Here is a 22,814-nt window from a genome sequence, read left to right on the forward strand (position 1 = left end):
TTTGGAAATTCTGCATTTCCTTCAAAGAAATTCTTATAAGCCGTCTGCAAATTGATTTGTGCGTTCGCTAAAGCTAGCGAATCCACTTCTTTTAGGAATGGAAATTCATCTTTGTATTTGGCAGGAGTCGGGAACTTTTGTTTTTTAAGTGCTTCTTTATCGTCTTTGAACTTCTCATAGGTGTCCTTGCGTTCAGCTAACATCTTGTTATAGACAAAACGAACACAATCGAAAGTTTTGGCTAAAAATAAGGCTTGTTCTTTGTTTGGCAACAATCGAAATTTGAAAGCTTTGTTTTGTTTGGTCATATCCATTCGCCTCACTTTTGACCTTGATTTTCGATCAATTGGAGCACCGCCTGTTGTAAGCAGGCAGAAAATCCTTGCCCAGAACATTTCTTTCCATAGCTTTTTTCTGATAGGTGGAAAATCTCTCTTTATCAATCGAGAACTTGCACTCTTATAAACATTGATGAACTTTGATCATTCAGAGTTTGGATGTGCTTTGAATAAGATGTGAATAGGGTCTTTATCATGATTCCATTCCACTAAAGAAATGTTGTACTTACTTCCGATTTCAGTGAACTTATCTTTTGCGAAATCAGATATTTCACTGTCGAACACTTATCTGCGATATTTTACTACCAAAACAAGATGGGAATACATTAAGAATACTGAATATTATTACTGTCTAATTTCATTGATAAATCAATTTTATTCTATCTAAGACCGATTATACCCAAGCCTTTGGCTAAAGCCAACCAAAATTCATCTCCCACCTACTCATTGGGCTTTAGCCCTTCCCATTCCTTGAGAATGGGAGACTTCTTTCGGAAATCCGTTAAAATTAAATACTTTCGTCTCTTTGATCATCGTTTCATTCGGTGTTGCCATCGCACTTGGTATTCCATTGGGGGATATTGTCAAAACCATTGAAACTGGTTTAGGCGGAACCCTTGGTCACCTGGCATTAGTCTTCGGTCTTGGTGCAATGCTTGGCAAATTGATCGCGGATTCCGGCGGTGCCCAGCGAATCGCGATGACACTTGTGAATAAATTTGGTGAAAAGAACATTCAGTGGGCCGTCATTGTGGCTTCCTTTATTATCGGTATTGCTCTATTCTTCGAAGTAGGTTTAGTATTATTGATTCCCATCATTTTTGCGATTTCAAGAGAATTAAAGGTTTCTATTTTGTATCTCGGTATTCCGATGACTGCTGCTTTATCTGTAACACACGGTTTTCTGCCTCCTCACCCTGGTCCAACCGTTATTGCTGGTGAGTTTGGCGCAAACATCGGCGAAGTATTGCTTTACGGTTTTATCATTGCGGTTCCAACGGTCATTCTAGCAGGACCTATTTTCACAAAAATCGCAAAGAAGCTTGTACCTGAATCATTCAACAAAACTGGTAGTATCGCATCTTTAGGAGAGCAAAAAACTTTTAAACTCGAAGAAACACCTGGCTTTGGCATCAGTGTTTTCACAGCATTACTGCCTGTTATTTTAATGTCAATCGCTACAATCCTTACCTTGCTTCAAAAAACAGTCGGATTCGAGGATAATAGTGTCCTAGCTACAATTCGGTTTATCGGTGACGCTGGTACTTCCATGACGTTATCCCTATTATTCGCCATTTATTCAATGGGAATCGCCCGTAACATTCCAATCAAGACGGTGATGGATTCCTGTACAACCGCAATTTCTCATATCGGCATGATGCTATTGATCATTGGCGGAGGCGGTGCCTTCAAACAAGTATTGATCGATGGCGGCGTCGGTGACTATGTAGCGGAACTTTTTAATGGTACTTCATTATCCCCAATCCTGCTTGCCTGGATTATTGCAGCTATCCTGCGCATTGCACTTGGTTCCGCAACAGTTGCACCTTTGACAACTGCTGGCCTCGTGACTCCAATGCTAGGCACAAGTGACGTGAACCTTGCACTCGTTGTACTTGCGACAGGAGCAGGAAGCTTGATCGCTTCCCACGTAAACGACGCAGGCTTCTGGATGTTCAAAGAATACTTCGGTCTTAGCATGAAAGAAACATTCGCAACTTGGACACTATTAGAATCCATTATTTCCATTGCTGGATTAGGATTTGTCCTTCTGCTTAGCATGTTTGTGTAAAAAAAATTGCGGCCAGCCCTATAGAAGGGCTGGCCGTTTTGGTTTCGCGCTCGATTTTATCCGATAGTTGGTCCACGTTTGTTAAAATTTCAGCTCTCCAACTTTTTCATAGCTGCCGATTTTATGACTTGTGATTTTCTTAGCTGATAGTGCGTACAGTGTATCCCCGATATAGAGCAGGCGCTGGATTTGGTGCTCCCAGTCTTCGTAGTTGGGCATATCGCCGGAAATATGGCTCACTTTGGATTCCAGCTTAAAACCGTTGACAGGATCGATATTATATACATAGGCTCCTTGATATTCAAAGAGTTGCTCATATTCGTTCTTGTCAGTGTTCCGGTAAACCGAGATTGGGAAGGCGAAAAGGCCCTTGTCTTTATTGAATAATAAGGCTTTATGGTCGTGGTTCAGCGATGAATACGTGCCTCGTCCGCCAATCACTTCCGTGAATTTCTCTTTCGGGTTGCTCATATCACTCACATCGAAAAGCGAAATCTTTACGCCGTCTGTGAGGATTCGCGGTTGCGTGGAGCCTTTTTCCGCAACGGCTTTCGTATCCTGGCCAAAACCGATGAGGTGGTTCTCATCGTATGGGTGCAGGTAGTTACTGAAGCCAGGAATCTTTAATTCACCCAGCACTTTCGGATTAGCCGGGTCGCTTGCGTCGAACACGAACAGCGGATCCGTTTCTTTAAAAGTCACCATATAAATACGGTCCCCCATGAACCTGGCCGAATAGATTCTTTCCCCACGTGCCAATTCTTCGATCTTCCCAGTCTCCTTCATGTTTTGATCGAGAATAGAAAGCTGGTTGGAAGATGGCCGCTTCTCATCCCATGCATACCCTTTCGTCGTAACGACTCGAAAATAACCATCATGTTCATCCATCGAAAATTGGTTCAGCACTGTTCCCGGTACGGTGGCGGAACTGTGGTATTTAACCTCCATGCCCTTAATCGCAAATTTATGAACATCGGTATCTGGCGCAAGGACACCGCGCTCGTTTAATTTCATATCACCATAATCCTCAACAGCGAGGTACAGGTTTTCCTTGGACATATAAAACTGGTTGCCACTGCCAAGATAGGTTGTCATGGCAACTTCCGTTTTTGGCTGGTCGAGATCAAGTGCAGCAATCATCGTATAGTTTGGCTGACGTGATTCAGGGAAATAGTGAATATCGTCATACGTGACTGTATTTTCCTCTGATCCTAGCACGGTATCGGTGAATTTCGGCCTAATATCAATCCCCCGATTCTCCTTCAGCAGCCAGTAGTCCGGGTAATGCTGCGTGACGAGATAGACAAAGTTTTCCACTTTTCTTGCAGATACATAAGAACCTTCCACCTTAACTTCACGGACTTGTTTCGGATCAGCAGGATTTTTTACATCGTAAACAATGATTGCCGTTGTGTTCATCATCGGAGCAACCAGTGAATTCTTGGCGATATCTTCCTTTGACTTATGGATTTCCTCGTACTGATGTCCAATGACCACCAGCTGATTCCCCTGCAGGAACAGCTCGCTCGCTGAAAAATTTTGTTCATAACGAATCGTCGCTAATACTTTCATCTGAGCACCTGGTACCGCCTGGATAATCCGAACTTTATCATACTCTGCCTGAAAAATACTCTTACCATCAGTCTTAACGATGTCCGCTTCATCAACGCCCTGAACCTGGACATTCGTTTCGGATACCTCCCCGCTGCCTCCCGATTTATCGGCAGCTACTGATTCCTCTTTCGCATTATCTTCCCTTGATGTGAAGGAATCCTTCACACCTCCAAACCAGCCCCGTTCCTTTTTTTCCGCATCAAGGATCTTTTCAAAATAACTCGCCAGATTCTCTTGTGTGCCAACCGTCGGAAGTGTTTCTTTTACAACAAACTTCCACGTCTGGGCAGAATTCAGCTCCCTTCCCAGCGCAGATTTAATTCCCTTGTTAAAATGAACGGCATATTCCTTTGCTTTGGAGTCATAGCCATTTTCTGGAGGGTGAATGATAATCGATGTGCCGTCATCCCCAAACTCCAGTTTCGTGTCGAGCTTTTTCCCTTGATCATTTGTGACATAAATTAAATCCGAGTCAAGACTCTTTTCATCAAGCTTACTGGAAAATTGCAGCTGCCAGACTTTATTCGGCAACACCACATGCTCCTCATCCAAAGCATTCACGACTTTGAACTGGGACAATGAATAGAACATTACGAAAGCAAAGGAAACCAGCAATAAAATAGGGATAATCCACCATTTCTTCATCTTTTTTCAACCCCCTTGTAAAATTAGACGGGGAATGCTGGCTTGTGTTTCATGTTTTACCTTAAATTAATATTTTACAGCGGAAAAATTGCGAAAATGCGGATCGAATAACTTGATGGGCTAGGATTCTGTTTGACTATTCATTGTATAAAAGCATTCGTTTTGAATAATTTCACTTCTTCCCATTCTCAAAGATATTTTCTAGGTTAAAGCCGTCGGTTAGGTAGACTTGTAAGGGCGTCATGATGAGCTTCATCATATGCACGTTTTAGATTGCATGAATATTTTTGTGGCAAATATCCTTAAGTTACTCCCATATTTCCTTCTGTGCAAAAAGTCGTTTATGATGAAATCAACCAGAACGAATAGGAGAATAGTAATGGAGAAACAGCAAACAAGCTTAAAACCTTTTTTATCACTGATTTTATCAACAAATATTCCAAAGGCTGCTCTTTTTATGGGGATGGCGGCCAGTATCATCACGACTCTGGCAGGCCTGGTCGTACCGCTCCTAACGAAGAACCTTGTGGATGGTTTTTCTGTGGAAGCAATCAGCCTTCCGCTTGTCCTCGCTATTGGAGCTGCCTTTATCATTCAAGCCGTGATAAGCGGAGTTTCGATCTACTTGCTTAGTTACGTGGGGCAGAAAGTGGTGGCGCGCCTGCGTGAACGGATGTGGTCAAAGCTGATCCGAATGCCGATTCGTTATTTTGACAAGCAATCCAGCGGTGCAACGGTTAGCCGAATTGTGAATGACACCAGCATTGTCAAGGAGTTGATCACGAACCACTTCCCGAATTTCGCGACGGGTATCATCTCGATCATTGGCGCTGTCGTGATCTTGCTTGTGATGGATTGGAAAATGACTTTGCTGATGCTCACTTCTGTTCCGTTGACCCTTGCCATCATGATTCCGCTTGGCAGGAAAATGGCCAAAATCGCACGGGGACTGCAGGATGAGACCGCTGTTTTCACCGGTCACATCACCCAGACACTTGGGGAGATTCGGTTAATGAAGGCTTCGACCGCTGAAAAAATCGAAGAAAAGAACGGTGTTAACGGAATCGGTAAACTGTTCAACTACGGGTTGAAGGAAGCAAGGATTTTCGCTTTGATCGTGCCGATTATGCAGCTGATGATCATGGTTGTTATTGTCATCATCATCGCCTATGGCGGCATGCGCGTGGTGAACGGAACGATGTCGACTGGTGCGCTCATTGCCTTCCTGCTTTACTTGTTCCAGATTATCATGCCGATCACCTCGTTTGCGATGTTCTTCACCCAGCTGCAAAAAGCGAAAGGCGCAACTGAACGGATTATCGAGATTTTGGATCAGCCTCTTGAGGAAATTGCTGAAGGTGTTGAGCTGGACATCAGCAATAAGCCGATTACGATTGAACAGGTTTCTTTTGCTTATAGTGAAGAGGAACCGGTCATCGACAAAGTGTCGCTGGAAGCACAGCCTGGTCAGATGGTTGCCTTCGTGGGACCGAGTGGCGGCGGAAAAACAACGATGTTCGGCCTGATTGAACGGTTTTACGAGCCAACTAAAGGAGAAATCAGGATTGGTGATACGAACATTCAGCAGCTTTCACTAAATTCATGGCGAAGCCAAATCGGCTATGTCTCACAGGAAAGTGCGATGATGGCTGGAACCATTCGTGAAAATCTGTATTACGGACTGGAAAATGGAAATCAAATTTCGGATGATCGTCTCTGGGAAGTGGCAAAAATGGCATATGCCGACCAGTTCATCGCAGATTTTCCGAAAGGCCTTGATTCCGAAGTCGGCGAACGGGGCGTTAAGTTATCTGGCGGACAAAGGCAGCGGATTGCCATTGCCCGCGCCTTCCTCCGCAACCCGAAAATCCTGATGATGGACGAAGCGACCGCCAGCCTCGACAGCCAGTCTGAAGGTATCGTCCAGCAGGCACTCAGCCGGCTGATGGAAGGCCGAACAACATTCGTGATCGCCCATAGACTTTCCACCATCGTCCATGCCGACAAGATTGTTTTTATCGAAAAAGGACGAGTGACCGGAATTGGCACACATCAGGAATTGATCCAGTCGCATAACTTATACAGAGAATTTTCCGAGCAGCAGCTGGCAAAGTAATATGTTTTTAAAAAGCCGCTAGCATGAACAATTTAAAGGAGGTACGCCGCGATGGCTGACCTCCTTTTTTCATATCGTTCTGCAACCTTCCCCGCAGCTTGGGAAGCTTTTCAATTTTCGATTGCATTGTCAAAGTGGTAGCCCTTTATTTCATTTTTTTAAAATCATCCCCCTGTCCTTTTCCCCTCCCCAACTGTATATAGAAGGTGAAAGGAGGTGAAGCAAATGGCAATGGCAATGTTGAAGGATTCGAATATGAGGCTTGTGTTCGAGGCTGGTCTTGATGAGAAGGGCGAACCGATCTTCAAAGGAAAAACGTACCGCTATGTGACGAAGGAAGCAACTGCTGATCAAGTTCAGCAAGCTGCTTTGGCTCTTGGTGGCCTGAGCGCAAACTTGTTAAGCTCAGTGGAGCGTAACGACAGCTTCGATATCATCTAATCTGGCATTCTATCAATCTAATAGGAGGTGAAACATATGGCTAAAACTCTTGAGTTGCAATTCGCGACGGATCTTGGCAAATTCGCCAAGTTAACAGTCGATAACCCTGTAGAGCCGATCGATCCAGCTGCTGTCAAGCTGGCAATGGAGCAGATCATCGCTTCCAATGCATTCCGGCCAACCACCGGCGTCCTTGTTGCCGTTGACAGCGCACGTGTCGTCGAACGCAATGTAACCGACTATCAACTGATCTAATTAAAGCTTGAGCCGGTCTACTTTATGGGACCGGCTCTTGTCCTACTTAAACTTGAAAGGAGGAATCGCAAATGGAGCAGCTAATTCCATTCATTAGCGATGTGGGCTTCCCGATTGTTGTGACGCTATATTTGCTTCATCGGATTGAAGCAAAGCTTGATTCCGTCGTCCAATCCATTCAAAGCCTGCCAGCGAAACTGCAGGAAAAGCCGGAACTTGAGCCGATTTACCCAGCCAAAGTCACCCAGAATTAAACGAATTCAACTTAAAAACGGCGTGCCAGCTGACAACAACTGGCACGCCGTTTTTATGCTATTCTATTGATAAAAAGAGAAAAACAAATAGACTGCGGCCGCCCACATAACCAATGCTGATATTTTATTCAGAATCAGCAGGATTTTTCCTGACTTATCCATTTTCCCAGCAATCCTTCCCATGAAAGAAAGGGCAAAAAACCAAATCCATGAAACGAAAATTGCTGTAGCCGCAAATAGGATTTTTTCTGCCCCATGGTATTGGATGGAGCTTGTACCAATTACCCCGACAGTGTCCATGATCGCATGCGGGTTCAGTAATGAAACAGAGGCTGCAAATAGGATTTGTTTTTTGATAGAAAATTCCGTTGTGAGAGAATTTTCTTCCTTGTTTGGAATGCTGTTCCAGGTTGTCCATCCCATATAGACTAAAAATAAGATTCCGCCACTGACCAGGATCACTTTAAACAAAAATGAGCCAAGAATCAGCAAGGATACTCCTAAAACAGATATCGAAATTAACAAGGTATCACATAAAGAAGCCGTGATAACAGCTGGCAGCACATTCCTATATCTAGACTGCAATGCCCCTTGATTAAAGATAAAAACATTTTGAACACCAAGTGGCAGAATCAAACCCAATGCAAGAATAAATCCATGAATAAATGCTTCTAACATCAAAAGCGCTCCCATTTGTTGCTTCTCGCAACGCATACTAAAGAAATAGGAAGCACGGGATAAGCGCCCATGCTCCATAACGGCAGGAAATCATCCTATACTATTATTCTGCTGCTGAAGAGGAATCCTTTAAAAGTACGTTGACACGGGCGATTCTTCGATCATCCATTTCATCGACCGTAAAAACAATGTCCTGGAATTTAACTTCCGGCTTTTCACCTTGATCAGGAATATATCCAAGCTGGCCGAGCACGAATCCGCTAAGTGTATCAAAATGCTCGCTAGGAAGCTCTATTTCCAGAAGATTTTCCACTTCATACAGATGAAGGGTCCCGGCCATTGCATAATGATTAGGGCCAAGCTGTTCCACTTCCGCACTATCTTGTTCCAGCTCATCGTATTCATCGGCAATATTGCCGACAATTTCCTCGATCAAATCTTCAATAGTTACAATTCCATCGGTACCACCGTATTCGTCAATGGCAACCGCCATATGGATATTGCTTTTTTGCATCACCTTGAATAACTGGTTGAGCCTCATGGAATCGAGCACAAAGCTCGGTTCACGAAGCATGCTTCTCAAGTCAAATTCTTTTTGATCCACACATTCAATAAACTGAATCAAGTCCTTTGTGTGAAGGATCCCAACGATATGATCGATGTCTCCTTCGTAAACGGGCATTCTCGTGTACTGTTCCAGATTGACAAGCTGAACTGTCTCTTTCAGACTAGCTTCAATGGAAAGCGCGACAATATTGGTCCTGTGGGTCATAATGTCGGAGACCGTCTTATTATCGAATTCAAAGATATTGTTGATCATCATCTTTTCTGAATCCTGGATCGTCCCTTTTTCCATGCCAACATCGACCATCATCCGGATCTCTTCCTCGGTCACATTTTCTTCATCTGCATTCGGGTCAACCCCGAACAGCCTGACTATTCCGTTAGTGGACAGTGTCAAAAACTTGACGAAAGGGGATGAGATTTTAGATAAAACCGTCAAAGGGGCAGCGGCAAACATGGCAATCGGTTCAGCCTTCTGAAGTGCCAGCCGCTTTGGGACCAACTCACCCAAAACGAGGGTGAAATAGGAAAGCATCAGGGTGATGGTAATGACAGAAACCAATTCCAGCATACTTTGTGTAAGCGGAACACCCAGCTCCCCAAGGAAGCTAGCCATTCCACCGGCAAAGCTCTCAGCGGCGAACGCACTTGCCAGAAATCCTGCCAAGGTGATGCCAATCTGAATCGTTGCCAAAAAGCGGCTTGGTTCGGCGGTTAGATTATACAGCAGTTTCGCCTTTTTATCGCCGCTCTCTGCCATCACTTTGATTTTATTATCATTTAACGATATTAAGGCAATCTCTGATGCTGCAAAAAAGGCATTCAGGACAATCAGAATCAATAACACGATTATTTCAGTTCCCAAAAGGGCTCTACCTCCAAATTTATCTTTTACATGATTGTACCATAAATCATCCAGACCTGTATCAGTGGAAGCATTCTATGCTAGCCTTGGAACTTTTCCTGATATTCTGATTCTCGATGCCTATCATTTGGACCCTTTCCTTTCGCCAGGAACCAGCCAGCTGCAGCGATGCCAACTAGAACGGTATAGAAGAACAGCTTCCATTGTACCGAGTGGGCAAAGTCATATGGCAGAATCCCTATGTCTGGATGTCCCAGCGTCAAAACAGTCAATTTGACACCTACCCAGCCGACAATCGCAAACGCAGCAATTTCAAGACTCGGCCTTGACTGGAGCAATTTCACAAACAAGTTTGCTGCGAAACGCATGATTACCAGACCGATAATGCCGCCAGCAAAAACAACAAGGAATTTGCCGCCATCCATTCCGCCAATCGCTGGCAGGTTTGTGTTCGGAAGCGTCATTGCCAAGGCAACAGCCGCCAAAATCGAGTCCACCGCAAAAGCGATATCAGCCAGTTCAACCTTCCACACGGTTGCCCAAAATCCCGACTTCTTTGTTTCAGCTCGATCACCATCTGTCACTTTTTTAAAATAAAGCTTTCTGACAATATGATTGATTGCGATGAATAACAGGTAAATTGCTCCGATTGCCTGTACCTGCCAGACATCGACCAGAAAAGAAATAATAAATAAGGAAGCAAAGCGGAAAACAAATGCTCCTGCCAAACCATAGAAAAGAGCTTTCTTCCGCTCGTCTTCCGGAAGATGCTTGACCATGATCGCCAATACCAATGCATTATCCGCTGCCAGCAATCCTTCAAGAGCCACCAAAAGCAGCAATACCCAACCGTATTCAAATAAAATCGTCAGTTCCAATTCCGTTACCTCCTTCCGTTTTTAACACCTAAACGCCTAGCTTCAATCCGGTCCTCAATTTTCTCCAACTGCTTTTGATTTTCCAAAAGCTCAAGTCGATTGGCCTTCAGTAATTCCTCATAAGACACTTTTTTCTTTCTCACTTTCACCAGCTCCTTTTCGTTTTGTATTATTGAAAGCCCTGTTTTCCTTCATAGAAAAAGACCCTTACCAGACATGGCAAAGGTCTCTAAAAATCAAAAAGACCTTTACCAAAAAGGCAAAGGTCTTGCTAACAACGTCCACGCTGCCAACAAAGCCGGGAGATATACAACCTCCGGAATGACGACTCTGCTGTAAAAGCTACTCCCCTTTAGGAGAACTATTCAAATAATTATATCCAATATAAATCATGGACAGGGGTACTGTCAAGAGAAATTGTTTCGATTATTATTCACTACTCCATTCCTTCCCTTACAAAAACTTAAAACAAATTTACAATACTTTAAGAAAAAATGGAGGATTTACCATATAGAATTAGGATGAGGGGCATTTTGTTTTGTGTTTGGAGATTGGAAGCCTGGCTGTTTCAAACATTTCGCCATTTCCCCCATTTCGTATAACAGGAGGATTTTTTATGAGAGTCGCTATCTTTACAGATACCTTCTATCCCGATATCAATGGAGTTTCGATCACCCTTAAACACTTTACTCAATACTTGGAGAGCAAGGGGATTGTTTATAAGATTTTTGCTCCGAAATCCCGATCTGGTGAATATATTTCAGAGCATATCCACCGCTTTAAGAGCTTTTCTCTTTTCCTCTATCCAGAGTTACGTTTTGCGTTTCCAAATGTGCGCAGCATCAAAGCTGAACTTGAAGCATTCGCTCCTGATCTCATTCACATTGCTACCCCATTCAATATGGGACTTTGCGGCCTCTATCTCTCGAAAAAACTGAATATCCCAGTCGTCGGTTCTTATCATACGAATTTTGACGACTACCTGAAGTTCTATAATCTTTCATTTTTGTCGCATTCCCTGTTGAAGTATATGAACTGGTTTCACAGGCCTTTTAAAAAAATCTTTGTTCCTTCCCATGAAACGATTCGACAGCTGAAGCGCCGTGGCTTCCAAAATACCGTACTGGCCCCTGCTGGTGTCGATTGCGCTCTTTTTCATCCCGGATACGACCAAGAGTCCGTTAGGGAAAAATACGGATTGTCCAGAAGATATACATTAAGTTTCGTCGGCAGGCTCGCTCCTGAAAAAGATCTTCGCACCTTAATGAAAATCGCCAGCAGCATTCCACCTGAACTCAATGACCAAATTGACTGGCTGATCGTCGGCGATGGCCCAATGCGGGAAGAGTTGGAGGAAAAAGCACCCGTAAACATGAACTTCACCGGATACCGTACCGGAACAGATCTGGCTGAAATCTACTCGATATCGGATCTATTCGTATTCCCATCATCGACCGAGACATTTGGCATGGTCGTACTGGAAGCCCTAGCTAGCGGAACACCAGCGGTTACCTCAAATGCGGGAGGAGTGAAGAACATCATCAAGCAAGGGAAAAACGGCTTCACCTGTGAACCTGGAGACGTAACAGCTTTTACGGAAGCGATTGTCCTCCTTTTAAAGAATTCCCGGCTCAGAAAAAAGTTCCGCGCAGAAGCAAGGCTGTACGCCCTGGGACAAAGCTGGGATACCATATTTGAGGAAATGCTTTGGCATTACCAAGATGTCACAACCGAAAAAGAAATCTCCCAACACGCTTAACAAGAAACTTGGGTAATCTCGACCAGCGTAGCCCACCCAAAAGTGCTACTTCTCGTGGCTGGCAAGTCTAGCGCGTCAAGAGGGGTCGGGCGCAGAGCTGGGTTACTGAATAGGAACTAGTGGTTATTTTGACAACTTTGCATCTCGAGAGCCTTAACCTGTCAAGAAACCTTCGTTATTTGGCAGCTTTCCTGCTTAAGAGCCCTAACCTGTCAAATAACGCCTACCCAGCCCGTAAACATGCGCATGTGTTGATACTAAATGAAGGTAGTGATGAGCGTGGATACTTTTTCTCATATTGTGATTGGCGCAGGTCTTGGCGCATTGGCGACTCTGGATCCTGCGGTATCTTCCAGTGAAACCCTGTCCCAGGCCGTCTTGATTGGTACGGTGCTTGGTTCGAATGCACCTGACTTCGATATCGTCTACCGGTTCAGGGGAAAAGGATGCTATTATCGGCACCATCGAGGAGAATCGCATTCCTTGCCCGCTCAACCTATCTGGGGCCTGGCCCTCTCTGCGGCCATTCTTCCCTTCTTTCCTGGGATTCCCTTCGTGAGCCTTTTCGTCTGGGTCTTGCTTGCTGTCGTCCTGCATGTGCTTTTGGATTTGCTCAACATGCATGGTACTCAGTTATTGCTCCCGTTCTCGAGAAGCTGGATCGCCTTTGACGCGATCCCTCTTGTTGACCCATTTATCCTTCTGACACATTTTATCGGGTTCGTGCTGATCTTCTGGTTTGGTTCCGGACCAATCTTCCTGATCATTTATGCCATCATTTTTGTATACCTTGCCATTCGTGTCTTTTCTTCCGTCCTGACACAGCGGCAATTAAAAAAACATTTTACTAATGCAGAAAGAATCAAGCTTATTCCGCATATTAGATGGTTCCGATGGGATGTCATCATCGAAACGGATGCAGACTTTCTCTTTGGAACGCATTCTTTTGACAGTATGGTTGTCGAGCACACTCTTTCCAAAAGAATCCATTACCCGGAGCTCATTCTTAGTAGCAGAGCTCACCAAAATGTGGCTGATTTTCTTTCTAGCACACACTTTGCGTACCCTTTTGCCGAAAAAAGAAACGCTGGATACTTTGTTTTCTGGAAAGACTTGCGATTCCGCTCGAAAAAATTTTTCCCTAATGCGGCCATTCTTTTTTTCACAGCGGATCAAAAACAACAAAGCAGCTATATTGGGATGATGAATTCCTTAAAGCAGTATAAAAATATCATCAAAAACCTGAAAAAGATGACATCCTAGATCCGTTTTTTTCTTTACATTTATTTAACAACCACATAAGAATTCTTTAAGGTTGTTCCTGTAAGATTAGGATAAGAACTCATTTAGGAGGGATTGGATGAAGATTGCTGTTGCTGGGACTGGGTATGTTGGTTTGATCACAGGTGTTTGTCTGGCTGAGATGGGTCATGTAGTCGTTTGTACTGACATTCGAGAAGACAAGATTCAGATGCTTCAATCCGGGTGTTCTCCTGTTTATGAACCCGGGATTGCCCCTATGCTGAAAAAAAATCTGCAGGCTGGTCGTATCCGTTTCACTGCGGATCCAGAGATCGCCTATAATGATGCGGATTTGATATTCATCGCCGTTGGTACCCCTGAAAATCCAGATGGAACAGCCAATCTAGATCATGTCTATGAAGCGGCCTACACGATCGGGCTTTGCCTCAATCAGGACTCCGTTGTTTGCACCAAAAGCACAGTGCCTGTGGGCACGAATGAGCGAATCAGCGAAATTATCCACAGCGTCCAACATGATGGCATAAAGGTGCACCCAGTCTCTACCCCAGAATTCCTGCGGGAAGGCAATGGTATTTATGATTTTTTCCATGGCGATCGAATCATCATTGGCACGGAATCAGCTGAGGCAGCTAGGGTAGTGGAGCAAGTCTTCCTTCCTCTTAAAATCCCCATCATCAAAACAGATACAAGAAGTGCCGAGATGATTAAATATGCGTCCAATGCGTTTTTAGCCACGAAAATCAGCTTTATCAATGAAATTGCAGCCATTTGCGAAAAGGTCGGTGCGAATATCGAAGAAGTCGCTTATGGAATTGGCAAGGATGAACGAATTAACCCGCAATTTTTAAAAGCAGGCATTGGCTATGGCGGCTCTTGTTTTCCGAAGGACACGAAGGCATTGGTTCAAATCGCCGGAAATGTCCAACATCCATTCGAGCTGCTCGAATCCGTCATCAAGGTTAATAATCGCCAGCAGGCAATTGCAGTGAAGAAGGCGAAAGAACTACTCGGATCTCTATTGGGAAAAAGAGTGGCTGTTTTGGGCTTGGCATTCAAGCCTGATACGGACGATCTTCGTGAATCAGCTTCCTTGATCATTGTGAAGGCTTTGCTCGCTGAAGGAGCATCCGTCATTGGCTACGACCCGATCGCGACCGAAAACGCGAAAAAAATATTTGGTCAGACAATCGAGTTTTCAGACAATTTACAAACTGCCATATTACAAGCAGAACTAGCGATCATCGTTACCGAATGGGATCACATCAAGCATTTTCCATTAGAAAAGTATCCAACTCTGATGAAGAACCCAATCATCATCGATGGTCGGAATTGTTACTCACTGGCCGATGTTAGAAAGCACCCGATCACGTATATTTCTATTGGAAGAGCATCTATTCACCATGAAAATGCTCCATCTTCAAATCCATCCTGGGAAGGAAAAAATGATGAAACTATTATTAGCAATCTATGAAACCGATCGGAAAATTTTCCGTGGAATCAATCGTCATTACCAAATCAGACTATTAAATGCTTTTTTCCGGACTATTACCCATTTGGGCAGTGCCAGCTTCACGATTTCTATCATTCTCCTGATGATTTTGTTTGCAGAGGGCGAGCTGAGGCGAACGGCGATTGCCAGTGCGACGGCTTTGGCACTAAGCCACCTGCCTGTACATCTCATCAAAAAATGGTATCCGAGAAAGCGGCCTTATATCAGTCTGGAAAACAGCTTCTTTCCTAACAATCCGCTCGCGGACCATTCATTTCCATCCGGGCACACGACAGCGATCTTCTCCATCATCCTGCCTTTCGTCCTATTTATCCCAGCATTTGCTGTCGCATTGCTTTCTTTAGCAACCATAGTCGCACTTTCCCGAGTCTATCTAGGCCTGCACTATCCGACAGATATATTTGCGGGTTCGCTGCTTGGCTCAGCCGTTGGAATTTTCAGCTATTCGTTTATTCTATAAGAAAAGCGCAAGCGCCTTGGTCAGCCCCGACAAGCGCTGGAGGTCCGACCAGTGAAGTCGTTCTTTGACTTCATTGGGCGGACCGAAACCGAAAAGTATAGCCGACTGCCCAGAAACACAGAAACTGGAGACTCCACCGGAAGAAGCGTTTTTTGCTTCTGCAGGTGGAGTTGAAGTTTCGGAGTTTCTAGGAGGCGACACTAGACAAGCGTCTCGAGGGGCTAGGCGCTGGAGCTGGACAATTCTCAAAGTGAATTTTATAACTTTCTTATTCTATAAAAAAATCCAAAGAATGGAGGGAGCGTTTCTATGAAAATCGCCTTTTTCACCGATACGTTCTACCCTGAAATCAATGGAGTTGCCAGAACATTGAAACGATTCACCGATTATTTAACGACGCATGGTCATTTGGTGAAGGTGTTCGCACCTGATAACCCTAGGGAAGAATATGTTCCAGCGCATATTCACCGATTTAAAAGTGCATCGTTCTTTCTGTATCCTGAGTGCCGGATCGCATTTCCAAATTACTTTAAAATCAAAGGAGAATTGGAAAAGTTTGAACCAGATCTTATTCATATCGCCACCCCTTTCAACCTCGGCATGATGGGAGTATACTTTGCTAAAAAAATGAATATCCCCTTGGTTGGCTCCTATCACACGGATTTCGATCAGTATCTGCAATTCTATGAACTTACCTTGTTATCCGGCCTGCTTTGGAAATATATGAACTGGTTCCACCGGCCGTTCGAGAAAATTTTCGTTCCCTCACAAGAAACTATGTCACAACTAACAGCTCACGATTTTCAGAATCTGGAAATTTGGCCACGGGGTGTCGACTGCGAATTGTTCCATCCTTTTTACGATAAGTTTGCTGTCCGAATGCGTTACTCCATAAGAACAAAGTATATCCTTTCCTATGCAGGCCGGCTGGCTCCGGAAAAAAGCGTCGCTTTCCTGCTTGACATCGACCGGAACCTGCCATCTGAACTAGCCGATAAGGTTCATTGGCTGATCGTTGGGGATGGACCTTTGCGAGCAGAACTGGAGCAAGCAGCTCCTGATAACATGACGTTCTGTGGTTACCTAAAAGGGCAGGAACTTGCCGAAGTTTATTCATCATCTGACCTATTCATCTTTCCTTCTGCTACGGAAACCTTTGGAAACGTTGTCCTGGAATCATTGGCGAGCGGCACACCGGTCATTGGGGCAAATTCTGGCGGAGTAAAAAGTATCATCCAGGATGGGGTCACAGGGCGGCTATGCCAACCGCATGATCGGCAGGAGTTCACAGAGGCCATTGTCACTCTTCTCAAGAAGGACACGAAAAGGAATCAGATGGGTTATGAGGCCAGGAACTACGCGCTTACCCAAAAATGGGGAACGATCTTCGAAGACGTCCTTAGCCATTATCACCACATTGCCACAACCAATCATCTTCACACGCCTGTCAAAATAGAAGCATAGATCATCCTCGTTTCCCTATGTTTAAAGAGATTTTACGAAAACCTTACAATTGATTAATAAAACAGTAGTACATTTGGATTATAAACAATTCTATTAGGATGGTATTTTATGATGACAGCCTTGTTATTTGACTCTTCCCGAGAATCGACGTCTAAACTATTTAATTTTTACCATGCCTATCAGCCTATTTACAGCCTGCTGGATGATTGTGTATTTGGCTATGAAAGCCTGATCCGAAATGCAGAAATAGAGAATCCTGAAAAATTATTCGCTCTTGCCGCAGAAGAAAAATGCTTGTTCGATTTGGATATCCATTCGATATCCAGGAGCATCCAATCATTCGAGTATCATTCGAAACACTCGAACGCATCTCGATTGTCCGTCAATGTCTTTCCGTCTACTCTTTTAGAACCATCTTTTCTCATAAAATTGGATCATGTAATGAGTCAGGTATCTATGAGCCCTGATAATATTATTTTTGAATTGAATGAAGCAGAGTCGGTTGAATCATTGCTTCTATTGAAAAAAGTGATCAATCGCTTAAAGTTACAGGGCTTTAGAATTGCACTCGATGACCTCGGAAAAGGGCAATCTTCTTTAAGAATTGCGTTAGAACTGGAGCCAGATATCGTGAAACTTGACCGATATTTTGCCATCGACCTTGGCCAATCGGTCAAAAAACAAACCTTCCTTGAGTGGATTGCTGCCTACTTCACTTCCGAAGGGGTAGCTGTTACACTTGAAGGAATAGAAACAGAAGCAGAATTGGCGATTGCCAAACAGGCTGGTATTCAGTTTGGACAAGGATATTATCTTGGCAGACCAGGACCGCAGCTTTTGTATTCGCATAGATGAAAAGGAAATGAAGGTGCCCAAATGCTGCAAGTGACGATTGGTGAGATCGCAGAGCAAGTGATTGTCGTTACCCCTTCAACTAAATGTGAACTCATTTATTCCATTTTCAAGGAAAAACCAGAAGTAGAAGGAGTCGTTGTTTGTACCGATGATCGCCCCATCGGATTGGTGACAAAAAAAAAATTTTACCAAAAACTATCGATTCAGTACGGATTTGATCTGTTTATGAAAAGGACGATTGATCTAGTGATGATCACGGACCCGCTCATTGTCGATCATGCTGTGCCGATCACAGAAGCAAGCGCTCAAGCCATGGATCGTGCTCAGGAACATCTTTACGATTACGTTATCGTCACGAAAGAAGACCGTCTGATCGGCATAGCCAGCATCCGCAATTTACTGATGAAGCTCGCTGAGGAGCAAATCAGCATTGCCCGCTATTCCAATCCGCTGACCGGATTGCCTGGCAATTTTGAGATCAAAAACGCGCTCAAGACAGCGCTTTCCTTTGGAAAATATACCATTCTTTACATAGATATCAATCTATTCAAAGCGTTTAATGATTCGTTCGGCTTTAAGCTAGGCGATGAAGTGATCCAATATACAGCGACAGCTCTAAAAGAAACCGTGTTACAGAGAAGCACGAGTTTGGAATCTTTCGTCGGACATATCGGCGGCGATGATTTCATCGCTATCCTTCCCCACCATGATTTCCAGGGAATCTGCCAAACTCTTATTTATAAGTTCGAACAATACACCCATCAATTTTATTCGGCAGAAGAACTTGCCCAAGGCTACATCCGCGGCATCAGCCGGATGGGCATCGTGGAAAACATCCCGCTTGTCGGCTTATCGATTGCCGTTATTCAAAATATCAACACTAGCTTCCGTTCAATTGAAGAAATAAGCAAAGAAGCCGCTCGCATTAAGAAACGCTGCAAATCCATGGGGCGAAGCGTCTTCCTGACAAGCGAAAAAACATCCTAATTTCTGCGATCTGTGATGAACTATATTTTTGCGTAAAAACGAAAGGTCACACCTTTCGTTTTTACTGCTTTCACGTTACAACTGGACTCTGTTTCTGCTTTTTACTAAGCTTTTTCCATACGAGAAAAATGGTTGCCATGCTGACCATCAAAACGGAGCCTCCGTATAAAGCCAAAGCCCATAGTGATGCGGAATCTGTGCCAAGAAAAAGTCCGTGAATTGCGGAAACGAACCAGAGTGGAAAAACGAGATAATGTGCTTTTTTCCAAGCTGATTGACCGACTTTTTTCATGAAATCAGATGTTAAGACGACGATGATTAATAAGTAAAAAGAAATAGTTCCCAATCCTGATAGGACTGGCTCATAGGATGCGGTAAAAGGAATGAGCAGTTCTGAAACAGAAAAAGGCTGATACATATCAAAGATCAGCAGGTATGCATGAATTCCGATAAATAAAAGGGCCACCTGGCCGATAATTTGATGAAAAGTGAGGAACGAGCCCCTTTTTCGCGGAATATGGCTGTAGATACCCACCAATAGGGATATGGTCAGCAATAAATATCCTGTCAATCCTGCTGCGCGGATCGCAATCCAAATCCAATTCATCCTGCTACCTCCAATCGATTGTAAAGTTGTGAATCTCCGCCGATGGAAATCTGGTCATTTTCCAAATAAACAATGTAAGCAATCTGCGGAAAATGCCGGTAAAGCAATGCTTTTGCTTTTTCAAAAGGGAGAATACACAAAAGCTTCGCGGCTGTTTCAGCTTCCATTGCGGTATTGGCAATGACGCTTGCTTGCAGGACTCCATTAAAAGCAGGTTCACCTGTCCGGCCATTAAGGAGATGGTGATATTCCTTACTTCCTTTCGTCCATCTTCGATAATTTTTGCCTGAAGTGGCAATTGCTTTGTCAGTGATGGTCAACCTAATCATGTCCTCGCCCATTAAAACCGGATGTTCAATCCCAACTTCATGGGAACCTAGTACCCTTAAATCTCCTCCGGCATTGATTAGAAAATGATCCACACCCTTTTGTTTCAGCTGTTTTATCCCATTGTCAACGATGTAGCCTTTCCCAAAACCTCCAAAGTCAAATAGAAAATTTTCCTTTTTGATGATCCAGCTTTTCGAAATTCTCTTTATCGGTTCCCGGGAAACATGCACTGCATCGCTTTCTGTAAAAACGGGTTGATTGTGTTCCTGAAATGACTCCGTATAACCATTCGCCATTATCGCTTTTCCAAGGAATGGGTGGACATAGTGAGCCGACTTTCTAGCGAGCTGAAGCGACCGATCGAGCAGGTCAGCCAATGTAGCTTCTAAATAGATCGGAACATTAAGTGGGCTGCGATTAATGAAAGCCAATTGGTTATCAGGAAGAAAACGGCTCACCTTTTGCTCGAAATCGATGATGTTCTTCTTTATCTCGACCTGTGGCTCGAAATTCATTCCCGAAAGCACAATGGTACTATTCATCGCTCGGAATGTTGTCTCAATCATCTAGATGTCCTCGAGCTACTGCTTTTCTGCTGCTGGAACCCTTTATCTGGAGCTATTACAACTTGTTCTTGCCCCCACACAGTTCCTTGCTCCTGATAGTGATCGTCTCCCTCGTCTTCATACCCTTCATCGTCATCGTGATCTCCGTAATAACCTTCGCCCTCCTTGCTTCTGTAGGTGTTTTCCTCATACGCTTGGTTAGAAACTTGATCTTGGAGTACATTATTGTTTGTCGGGACTGAGTTTTCATTGCCTGAAGCCTTTTCATTATTCATCACTAGACCGCCAAACGTTAAAGCGGTAATCGTACTAACGGAAATCACTGACCATTTCACATTCTTTTTCATGCAAAAACTCCCCCTATATCCTTTTATAAATATCACTATATCCACGGATGGTGAAAATACGGTGAAAGGAAATGAAAAAAAGCATCAACCTGACGAAGGCTCATACTTTTTTCACTGGTTTTGCATATTAACTACCTTTTACTGGAAAAAGGTAGCTCTACGATAAACACACTGCCCTTTCCAAGTTCACTATTTACCTCAATCGTTCCCTGATGAATGTCGACAATCCATTTGGCAATCGAGAGTCCTAACCCATAGCTTCCCTCCTGTCTCGATCTCACTTTGTCCGCACGATAAAAACGGTCGAAGATGAACGGCTGCTCTTCTGGGCGGATTCCGACCCCCGTGTCACTGACTTTGATCTTCAGCTCGTCCTGTTTTCTTGATAATGCCAATTCAACCTTGCCGCCATTAGGGGTGTATTTTAACGCATTATCCAATAAAATATAGAGGAGCTGCTTCAACCGGTGCTCATCCCCTTTGCCAACCAGTGTTTCCGGTGCATCGAATTGAAGCTGAATCTGCTTTTCTTGTGCAATCGGCTTCATTGCTTCCATTGCCTTTTGGGCCATTTCTGAAAAATCAAAGACAGCATCATTCCGCTCTATTTTTCCTGAGTCAGACCGGGCAAGCGTTAAGAGACCGCTCACCAGCCCTGTCATCCTTTTCACTTCATCCTTCATATTAAAAAGCATTTTACGGACGATAGGATCCTGGTTATGATCAATTGTCATCTCAATCGCATCTATCGAAGAAAGCATGACGCTTAGCGGAGTCCTTAATTCATGGGAGGCGTCTGCAACAAATTCACGCTGCCTTTCAAACGCCGAACTGATTGGAATCATCGCTTTTTTCGACATTCTACTACTAAAAAACCAGGCGATGAGCGCAAAGAAAGTCAACAATCCGATCAAGATTCCAAACAGCAATATAAACATCTGATACACATAGGAAATATCCGTGCCAACATAAAGGTTTCCAACCTCACGACCGGCAAACGAGATCTTTTCCTTTGCAATCATGAGGTGAAGGTCCTTCCGAAGCGACTTATTATGAATCTCGCTCCTTTCATGGCCCTCGTCATCATCGTCTTCTTCGGAACCGGAAGAACCGAATGTTATTTTCCGCTGAAATAAATTTTCTTCACTGAGAGCAGACAGCAGCTTTTGGCGAACTTGAGGATCGGTTTCATTTCCCACGAGCAATGCGCCGTCTGGACTAATAAGATAAGCAAAAAAAATCCCGCTTCCTCTTAACTCCAAATCATGTTGCGGGAATACATTTTTCGCTTCGTATGTCTTTCCCAAGTATGCCTCCACCCTTGCCGCTTCTTCTTTTGCCAGGTTTCTCACTTCCAGCTCCTGATCCTTCATGATCACCAAATAAAACATCCCGAACATGACGATGCTGAACAACAGCAGAAAAACCATCAATTGGCGTAAAAATCCTTTCGTCAGGCGTCGTTGGGTTCGCTTAAAGATGTTTTGCACTTTGCCACGGCGTTTAGTTTTCAATTTTATATCCTACCCCTCTAATGCTTTGGAGCAAGTCATACTTTCCAAAACTGTCGAGCTTTTTTCGCAGCAATTTTACCGTCGCATCGATTGTTTTCGTCGAAACGTCCGCATCCACACCCCAAATTCGCTCCAATATTAGCTCCCTAGGCAATACTTGGCCCCTGTTTTGCAGCAGTAAATCAAGAAGCTGGAATTCACGCGGGCTAAGCTGGATTTCTTTGTTCCCATCGCTCAGCATTTGGCTGATCCGGCTTAAAACGAGATCCCGATAGTGCACTTCATCTTCGACAATCGGAGCAAAGTTTCTTCTAGTAAGTGCCCTAATTCTGGCAAGTAGTTCGTCAATCTCGAATGGCTTGATCAAATAGTCATCCGCACCGGCATCAAGGCCATTGATCCTGTCCTCCACGGAATCCTTCGCCGTCAACATCAAAATCGCCCCTGCATACCCTTCTTTCCGCAAGCGGCGGCAAACCTCCACCCCAGTGCCATTCGGCATCATCCAGTCCAAAATCAGCACATCATAATGGGAAGAAGTACTGTAAAAATAGGCATCTTCTCCCTCCTTCACCCAATCAACCTGATAACCGGCTTTCTTCTTTAACATATAGCCGATCAATTCACCCAGCTTCAAATCATCTTCCGCCAGTAAAATATTCATCTCATAACCCGCCATTTCGAAAGCTATCATTGCTTATATTTTACCATA

At 44.1% G+C, this 22,814-nt stretch carries 22 protein-coding genes and 2 pseudogenes; 12 read left to right on the forward strand and 12 right to left on the reverse strand.

Annotated elements, in window-relative coordinates:
• Positions 1–308 (reverse strand): helix-turn-helix domain-containing protein (locus tag J2S25_RS17825; RefSeq protein WP_307192527.1); only part of this gene is annotated, 308 nt, incomplete at its 3' end.
• A gap of 33 nt (positions 309–341) precedes the next feature.
• Positions 342–700, reverse strand: a pseudogene (gene tnpA, locus J2S25_RS17830) (IS200/IS605 family transposase); the annotation flags it as partial.
• A gap of 140 nt (positions 701–840) precedes the next feature.
• Here tnpA and J2S25_RS17835 point away from each other — a divergent pair.
• Positions 841–2,130: pseudogene (locus tag J2S25_RS17835) on the forward strand (GntP family permease); the annotation flags it as partial.
• A gap of 81 nt (positions 2,131–2,211) precedes the next feature.
• Here J2S25_RS17835 and J2S25_RS17840 read toward each other — a convergent pair.
• Complete coding sequence (locus J2S25_RS17840; RefSeq protein WP_307192528.1) at positions 2,212–4,389, reverse strand: beta-propeller domain-containing protein; 2,178 nt, start codon at positions 4,387–4,389, stop codon at positions 2,212–2,214.
• A 379-nt stretch (positions 4,390–4,768) separates the two neighbouring features.
• On the opposite strand from J2S25_RS17840, the gene J2S25_RS17845 reads away from it, so the two are divergent.
• From J2S25_RS17845 to J2S25_RS17860, 4 genes are all read left to right on the forward strand, one after another.
• On the forward strand, positions 4,769–6,505 hold the full coding sequence (locus J2S25_RS17845; protein WP_307192529.1) for an ABC transporter ATP-binding protein: 1,737 nt from the start codon (positions 4,769–4,771) through the stop codon (positions 6,503–6,505).
• A gap of 225 nt (positions 6,506–6,730) precedes the next feature.
• Positions 6,731–6,946, forward strand: a complete 216-nt coding sequence (locus J2S25_RS17850; RefSeq protein WP_044395608.1) for a DUF1659 domain-containing protein — start codon at positions 6,731–6,733, stop codon at positions 6,944–6,946.
• A gap of 36 nt (positions 6,947–6,982) precedes the next feature.
• Positions 6,983–7,201 (forward strand): DUF2922 domain-containing protein, encoded by a 219-nt coding sequence (locus J2S25_RS17855; protein ID WP_044395606.1) that lies wholly within the window; start codon positions 6,983–6,985, stop codon positions 7,199–7,201.
• A gap of 71 nt (positions 7,202–7,272) precedes the next feature.
• The gene (locus tag J2S25_RS17860) at positions 7,273–7,455 is read left to right on the forward strand and encodes a YvrJ family protein (protein ID WP_044395604.1); all 183 of its coding nucleotides are present in this window, start codon (positions 7,273–7,275) and stop codon (positions 7,453–7,455) included.
• 63 nt (positions 7,456–7,518) lie between these two features.
• Here J2S25_RS17860 and J2S25_RS17865 read toward each other — a convergent pair whose 3' ends face one another.
• From J2S25_RS17865 to J2S25_RS17880, 4 genes are all read right to left on the reverse strand, one after another.
• Positions 7,519–8,133, reverse strand: a complete 615-nt coding sequence (locus J2S25_RS17865; protein WP_044395602.1) for a LysE/ArgO family amino acid transporter — start codon at positions 8,131–8,133, stop codon at positions 7,519–7,521.
• A gap of 103 nt (positions 8,134–8,236) precedes the next feature.
• Positions 8,237–9,562 carry a hemolysin family protein gene (locus J2S25_RS17870; protein WP_307192530.1) on the reverse strand — a complete coding sequence of 442 codons (1,326 nt, stop codon included), beginning with the start codon at positions 9,560–9,562 and terminating at the stop codon, positions 8,237–8,239.
• Between the two features lie 80 nt (positions 9,563–9,642).
• Positions 9,643–10,440: a TerC family protein gene (locus J2S25_RS17875; RefSeq protein WP_044395598.1), complete on the reverse strand. Its 798-nt coding sequence runs from the start codon at positions 10,438–10,440 to the stop codon at positions 9,643–9,645.
• Positions 10,441–10,445: 5 nt separating this feature from the next.
• Positions 10,446–10,583 carry an FbpB family small basic protein gene (locus tag J2S25_RS17880; protein WP_128721570.1) on the reverse strand — a complete coding sequence of 46 codons (138 nt, stop codon included), beginning with the start codon at positions 10,581–10,583 and terminating at the stop codon, positions 10,446–10,448.
• A gap of 473 nt (positions 10,584–11,056) precedes the next feature.
• On the opposite strand from J2S25_RS17880, the gene J2S25_RS17885 reads away from it, so the two are divergent.
• The 7 genes from J2S25_RS17885 to J2S25_RS17915 all read left to right on the forward strand — a co-directional run bounded on the left by J2S25_RS17885 (position 11,057) and on the right by J2S25_RS17915 (position 18,738).
• A complete protein-coding gene (locus tag J2S25_RS17885) occupies positions 11,057–12,199 on the forward strand; it encodes a glycosyltransferase family 4 protein (RefSeq protein WP_307192531.1) in 1,143 nt (380 codons plus the stop codon).
• A gap of 273 nt (positions 12,200–12,472) precedes the next feature.
• A complete protein-coding gene (locus J2S25_RS17890) occupies positions 12,473–13,462 on the forward strand; it encodes a metal-dependent hydrolase (RefSeq protein ID WP_052807073.1) in 990 nt (329 codons plus the stop codon).
• A 97-nt stretch (positions 13,463–13,559) separates the two neighbouring features.
• Entirely contained in the window at positions 13,560–14,933 is a 1,374-nt protein-coding gene (locus tag J2S25_RS17895) for a UDP-glucose dehydrogenase family protein (protein WP_084221879.1), read from the forward strand.
• Positions 14,908–15,432, forward strand: a complete 525-nt coding sequence (locus tag J2S25_RS17900) for a phosphatase PAP2 family protein (protein WP_044395612.1) — start codon at positions 14,908–14,910, stop codon at positions 15,430–15,432. Before J2S25_RS17895 ends, J2S25_RS17900 begins: the two co-directional genes overlap by 26 nt.
• Positions 15,433–15,741: 309 nt before the next feature.
• Positions 15,742–16,896 (forward strand): glycosyltransferase family 4 protein, encoded by a 1,155-nt coding sequence (locus J2S25_RS17905; RefSeq protein WP_044394958.1) that lies wholly within the window; start codon positions 15,742–15,744, stop codon positions 16,894–16,896.
• Positions 16,897–17,004: 108 nt separating this feature from the next.
• Positions 17,005–17,751, forward strand: a complete 747-nt coding sequence (locus J2S25_RS17910; RefSeq protein ID WP_044394960.1) for an EAL domain-containing protein — start codon at positions 17,005–17,007, stop codon at positions 17,749–17,751.
• 21 nt (positions 17,752–17,772) lie between these two features.
• Positions 17,773–18,738, forward strand: coding sequence for a GGDEF domain-containing protein (locus J2S25_RS17915; RefSeq protein WP_307192532.1), 966 nt, complete (start codon positions 17,773–17,775; stop codon positions 18,736–18,738).
• 70 nt (positions 18,739–18,808) lie between these two features.
• Here J2S25_RS17915 and J2S25_RS17920 read toward each other — a convergent pair whose 3' ends face one another.
• From J2S25_RS17920 to J2S25_RS17940, 5 genes are all read right to left on the reverse strand, one after another.
• Positions 18,809–19,345: a ferric reductase-like transmembrane domain-containing protein gene (locus tag J2S25_RS17920; protein WP_044394962.1), complete on the reverse strand. Its 537-nt coding sequence runs from the start codon at positions 19,343–19,345 to the stop codon at positions 18,809–18,811.
• Positions 19,342–20,241, reverse strand: a complete 900-nt coding sequence (locus tag J2S25_RS17925) for an FAD:protein FMN transferase (RefSeq protein WP_044394964.1) — start codon at positions 20,239–20,241, stop codon at positions 19,342–19,344. Before J2S25_RS17925 ends, J2S25_RS17920 begins: the two co-directional genes overlap by 4 nt.
• Positions 20,238–20,588, reverse strand: coding sequence for a hypothetical protein (locus J2S25_RS17930; protein WP_044394967.1), 351 nt, complete (start codon positions 20,586–20,588; stop codon positions 20,238–20,240). The genes J2S25_RS17925 and J2S25_RS17930 overlap by 4 nt, the downstream gene beginning before the upstream one ends.
• A 131-nt stretch (positions 20,589–20,719) precedes the next feature.
• Positions 20,720–22,102 carry a sensor histidine kinase gene (locus J2S25_RS17935; RefSeq protein WP_052807056.1) on the reverse strand — a complete coding sequence of 461 codons (1,383 nt, stop codon included), beginning with the start codon at positions 22,100–22,102 and terminating at the stop codon, positions 20,720–20,722.
• Positions 22,092–22,766 (reverse strand): response regulator transcription factor, encoded by a 675-nt coding sequence (locus tag J2S25_RS17940; RefSeq protein ID WP_044394969.1) that lies wholly within the window; start codon positions 22,764–22,766, stop codon positions 22,092–22,094. The genes J2S25_RS17935 and J2S25_RS17940 overlap by 11 nt, the downstream gene beginning before the upstream one ends.
• Positions 22,767–22,814 lie beyond the last annotated feature (48 nt).

Origin of the sequence: Mesobacillus stamsii, assembly GCF_030814065.1 — a bacterium.
GTDB classification, from domain to species: Bacteria; Bacillota; Bacilli; order Bacillales; family Cytobacillaceae; genus Mesobacillus; species Mesobacillus stamsii.

Bases quoted from the DNA above. Each gene is read 5' to 3' on its own strand.
- J2S25_RS17845 (WP_307192529.1), top strand. From the start codon at position 4,769: ATGGAGAAACAGCAAACAAGCTTAAAACCTTTTTTATCACTGATTTTA.
- J2S25_RS17890 (WP_052807073.1), top strand. From the start codon at position 12,473: ATGAGCGTGGATACTTTTTCTCATATTGTGATTGGCGCAGGTCTTGGC.
- J2S25_RS17920 (WP_044394962.1), bottom strand. From the start codon at position 19,345: ATGAATTGGATTTGGATTGCGATCCGCGCAGCAGGATTGACAGGATAT.
- J2S25_RS17895 (WP_084221879.1), top strand. From the start codon at position 13,560: ATGAAGATTGCTGTTGCTGGGACTGGGTATGTTGGTTTGATCACAGGT.
- J2S25_RS17865 (WP_044395602.1), bottom strand. From the start codon at position 8,133: ATGTTAGAAGCATTTATTCATGGATTTATTCTTGCATTGGGTTTGATT.
- J2S25_RS17910 (WP_044394960.1), top strand. From the start codon at position 17,005: ATGATGACAGCCTTGTTATTTGACTCTTCCCGAGAATCGACGTCTAAA.
- J2S25_RS17925 (WP_044394964.1), bottom strand. From the start codon at position 20,241: ATGATTGAGACAACATTCCGAGCGATGAATAGTACCATTGTGCTTTCG.
- J2S25_RS17915 (WP_307192532.1), top strand. From the start codon at position 17,773: ATGCTGCAAGTGACGATTGGTGAGATCGCAGAGCAAGTGATTGTCGTT.
- J2S25_RS17860 (WP_044395604.1), top strand. From the start codon at position 7,273: ATGGAGCAGCTAATTCCATTCATTAGCGATGTGGGCTTCCCGATTGTT.
- J2S25_RS17940 (WP_044394969.1), bottom strand. From the start codon at position 22,766: ATGAATATTTTACTGGCGGAAGATGATTTGAAGCTGGGTGAATTGATC.
- J2S25_RS17930 (WP_044394967.1), bottom strand. From the start codon at position 20,588: ATGAAAAAGAATGTGAAATGGTCAGTGATTTCCGTTAGTACGATTACC.
- J2S25_RS17850 (WP_044395608.1), top strand. From the start codon at position 6,731: ATGGCAATGGCAATGTTGAAGGATTCGAATATGAGGCTTGTGTTCGAG.
- J2S25_RS17840 (WP_307192528.1), bottom strand. From the start codon at position 4,389: ATGAAGAAATGGTGGATTATCCCTATTTTATTGCTGGTTTCCTTTGCT.
- J2S25_RS17900 (WP_044395612.1), top strand. From the start codon at position 14,908: ATGAAACTATTATTAGCAATCTATGAAACCGATCGGAAAATTTTCCGT.
- J2S25_RS17885 (WP_307192531.1), top strand. From the start codon at position 11,057: ATGAGAGTCGCTATCTTTACAGATACCTTCTATCCCGATATCAATGGA.
- J2S25_RS17905 (WP_044394958.1), top strand. From the start codon at position 15,742: ATGAAAATCGCCTTTTTCACCGATACGTTCTACCCTGAAATCAATGGA.
- J2S25_RS17855 (WP_044395606.1), top strand. From the start codon at position 6,983: ATGGCTAAAACTCTTGAGTTGCAATTCGCGACGGATCTTGGCAAATTC.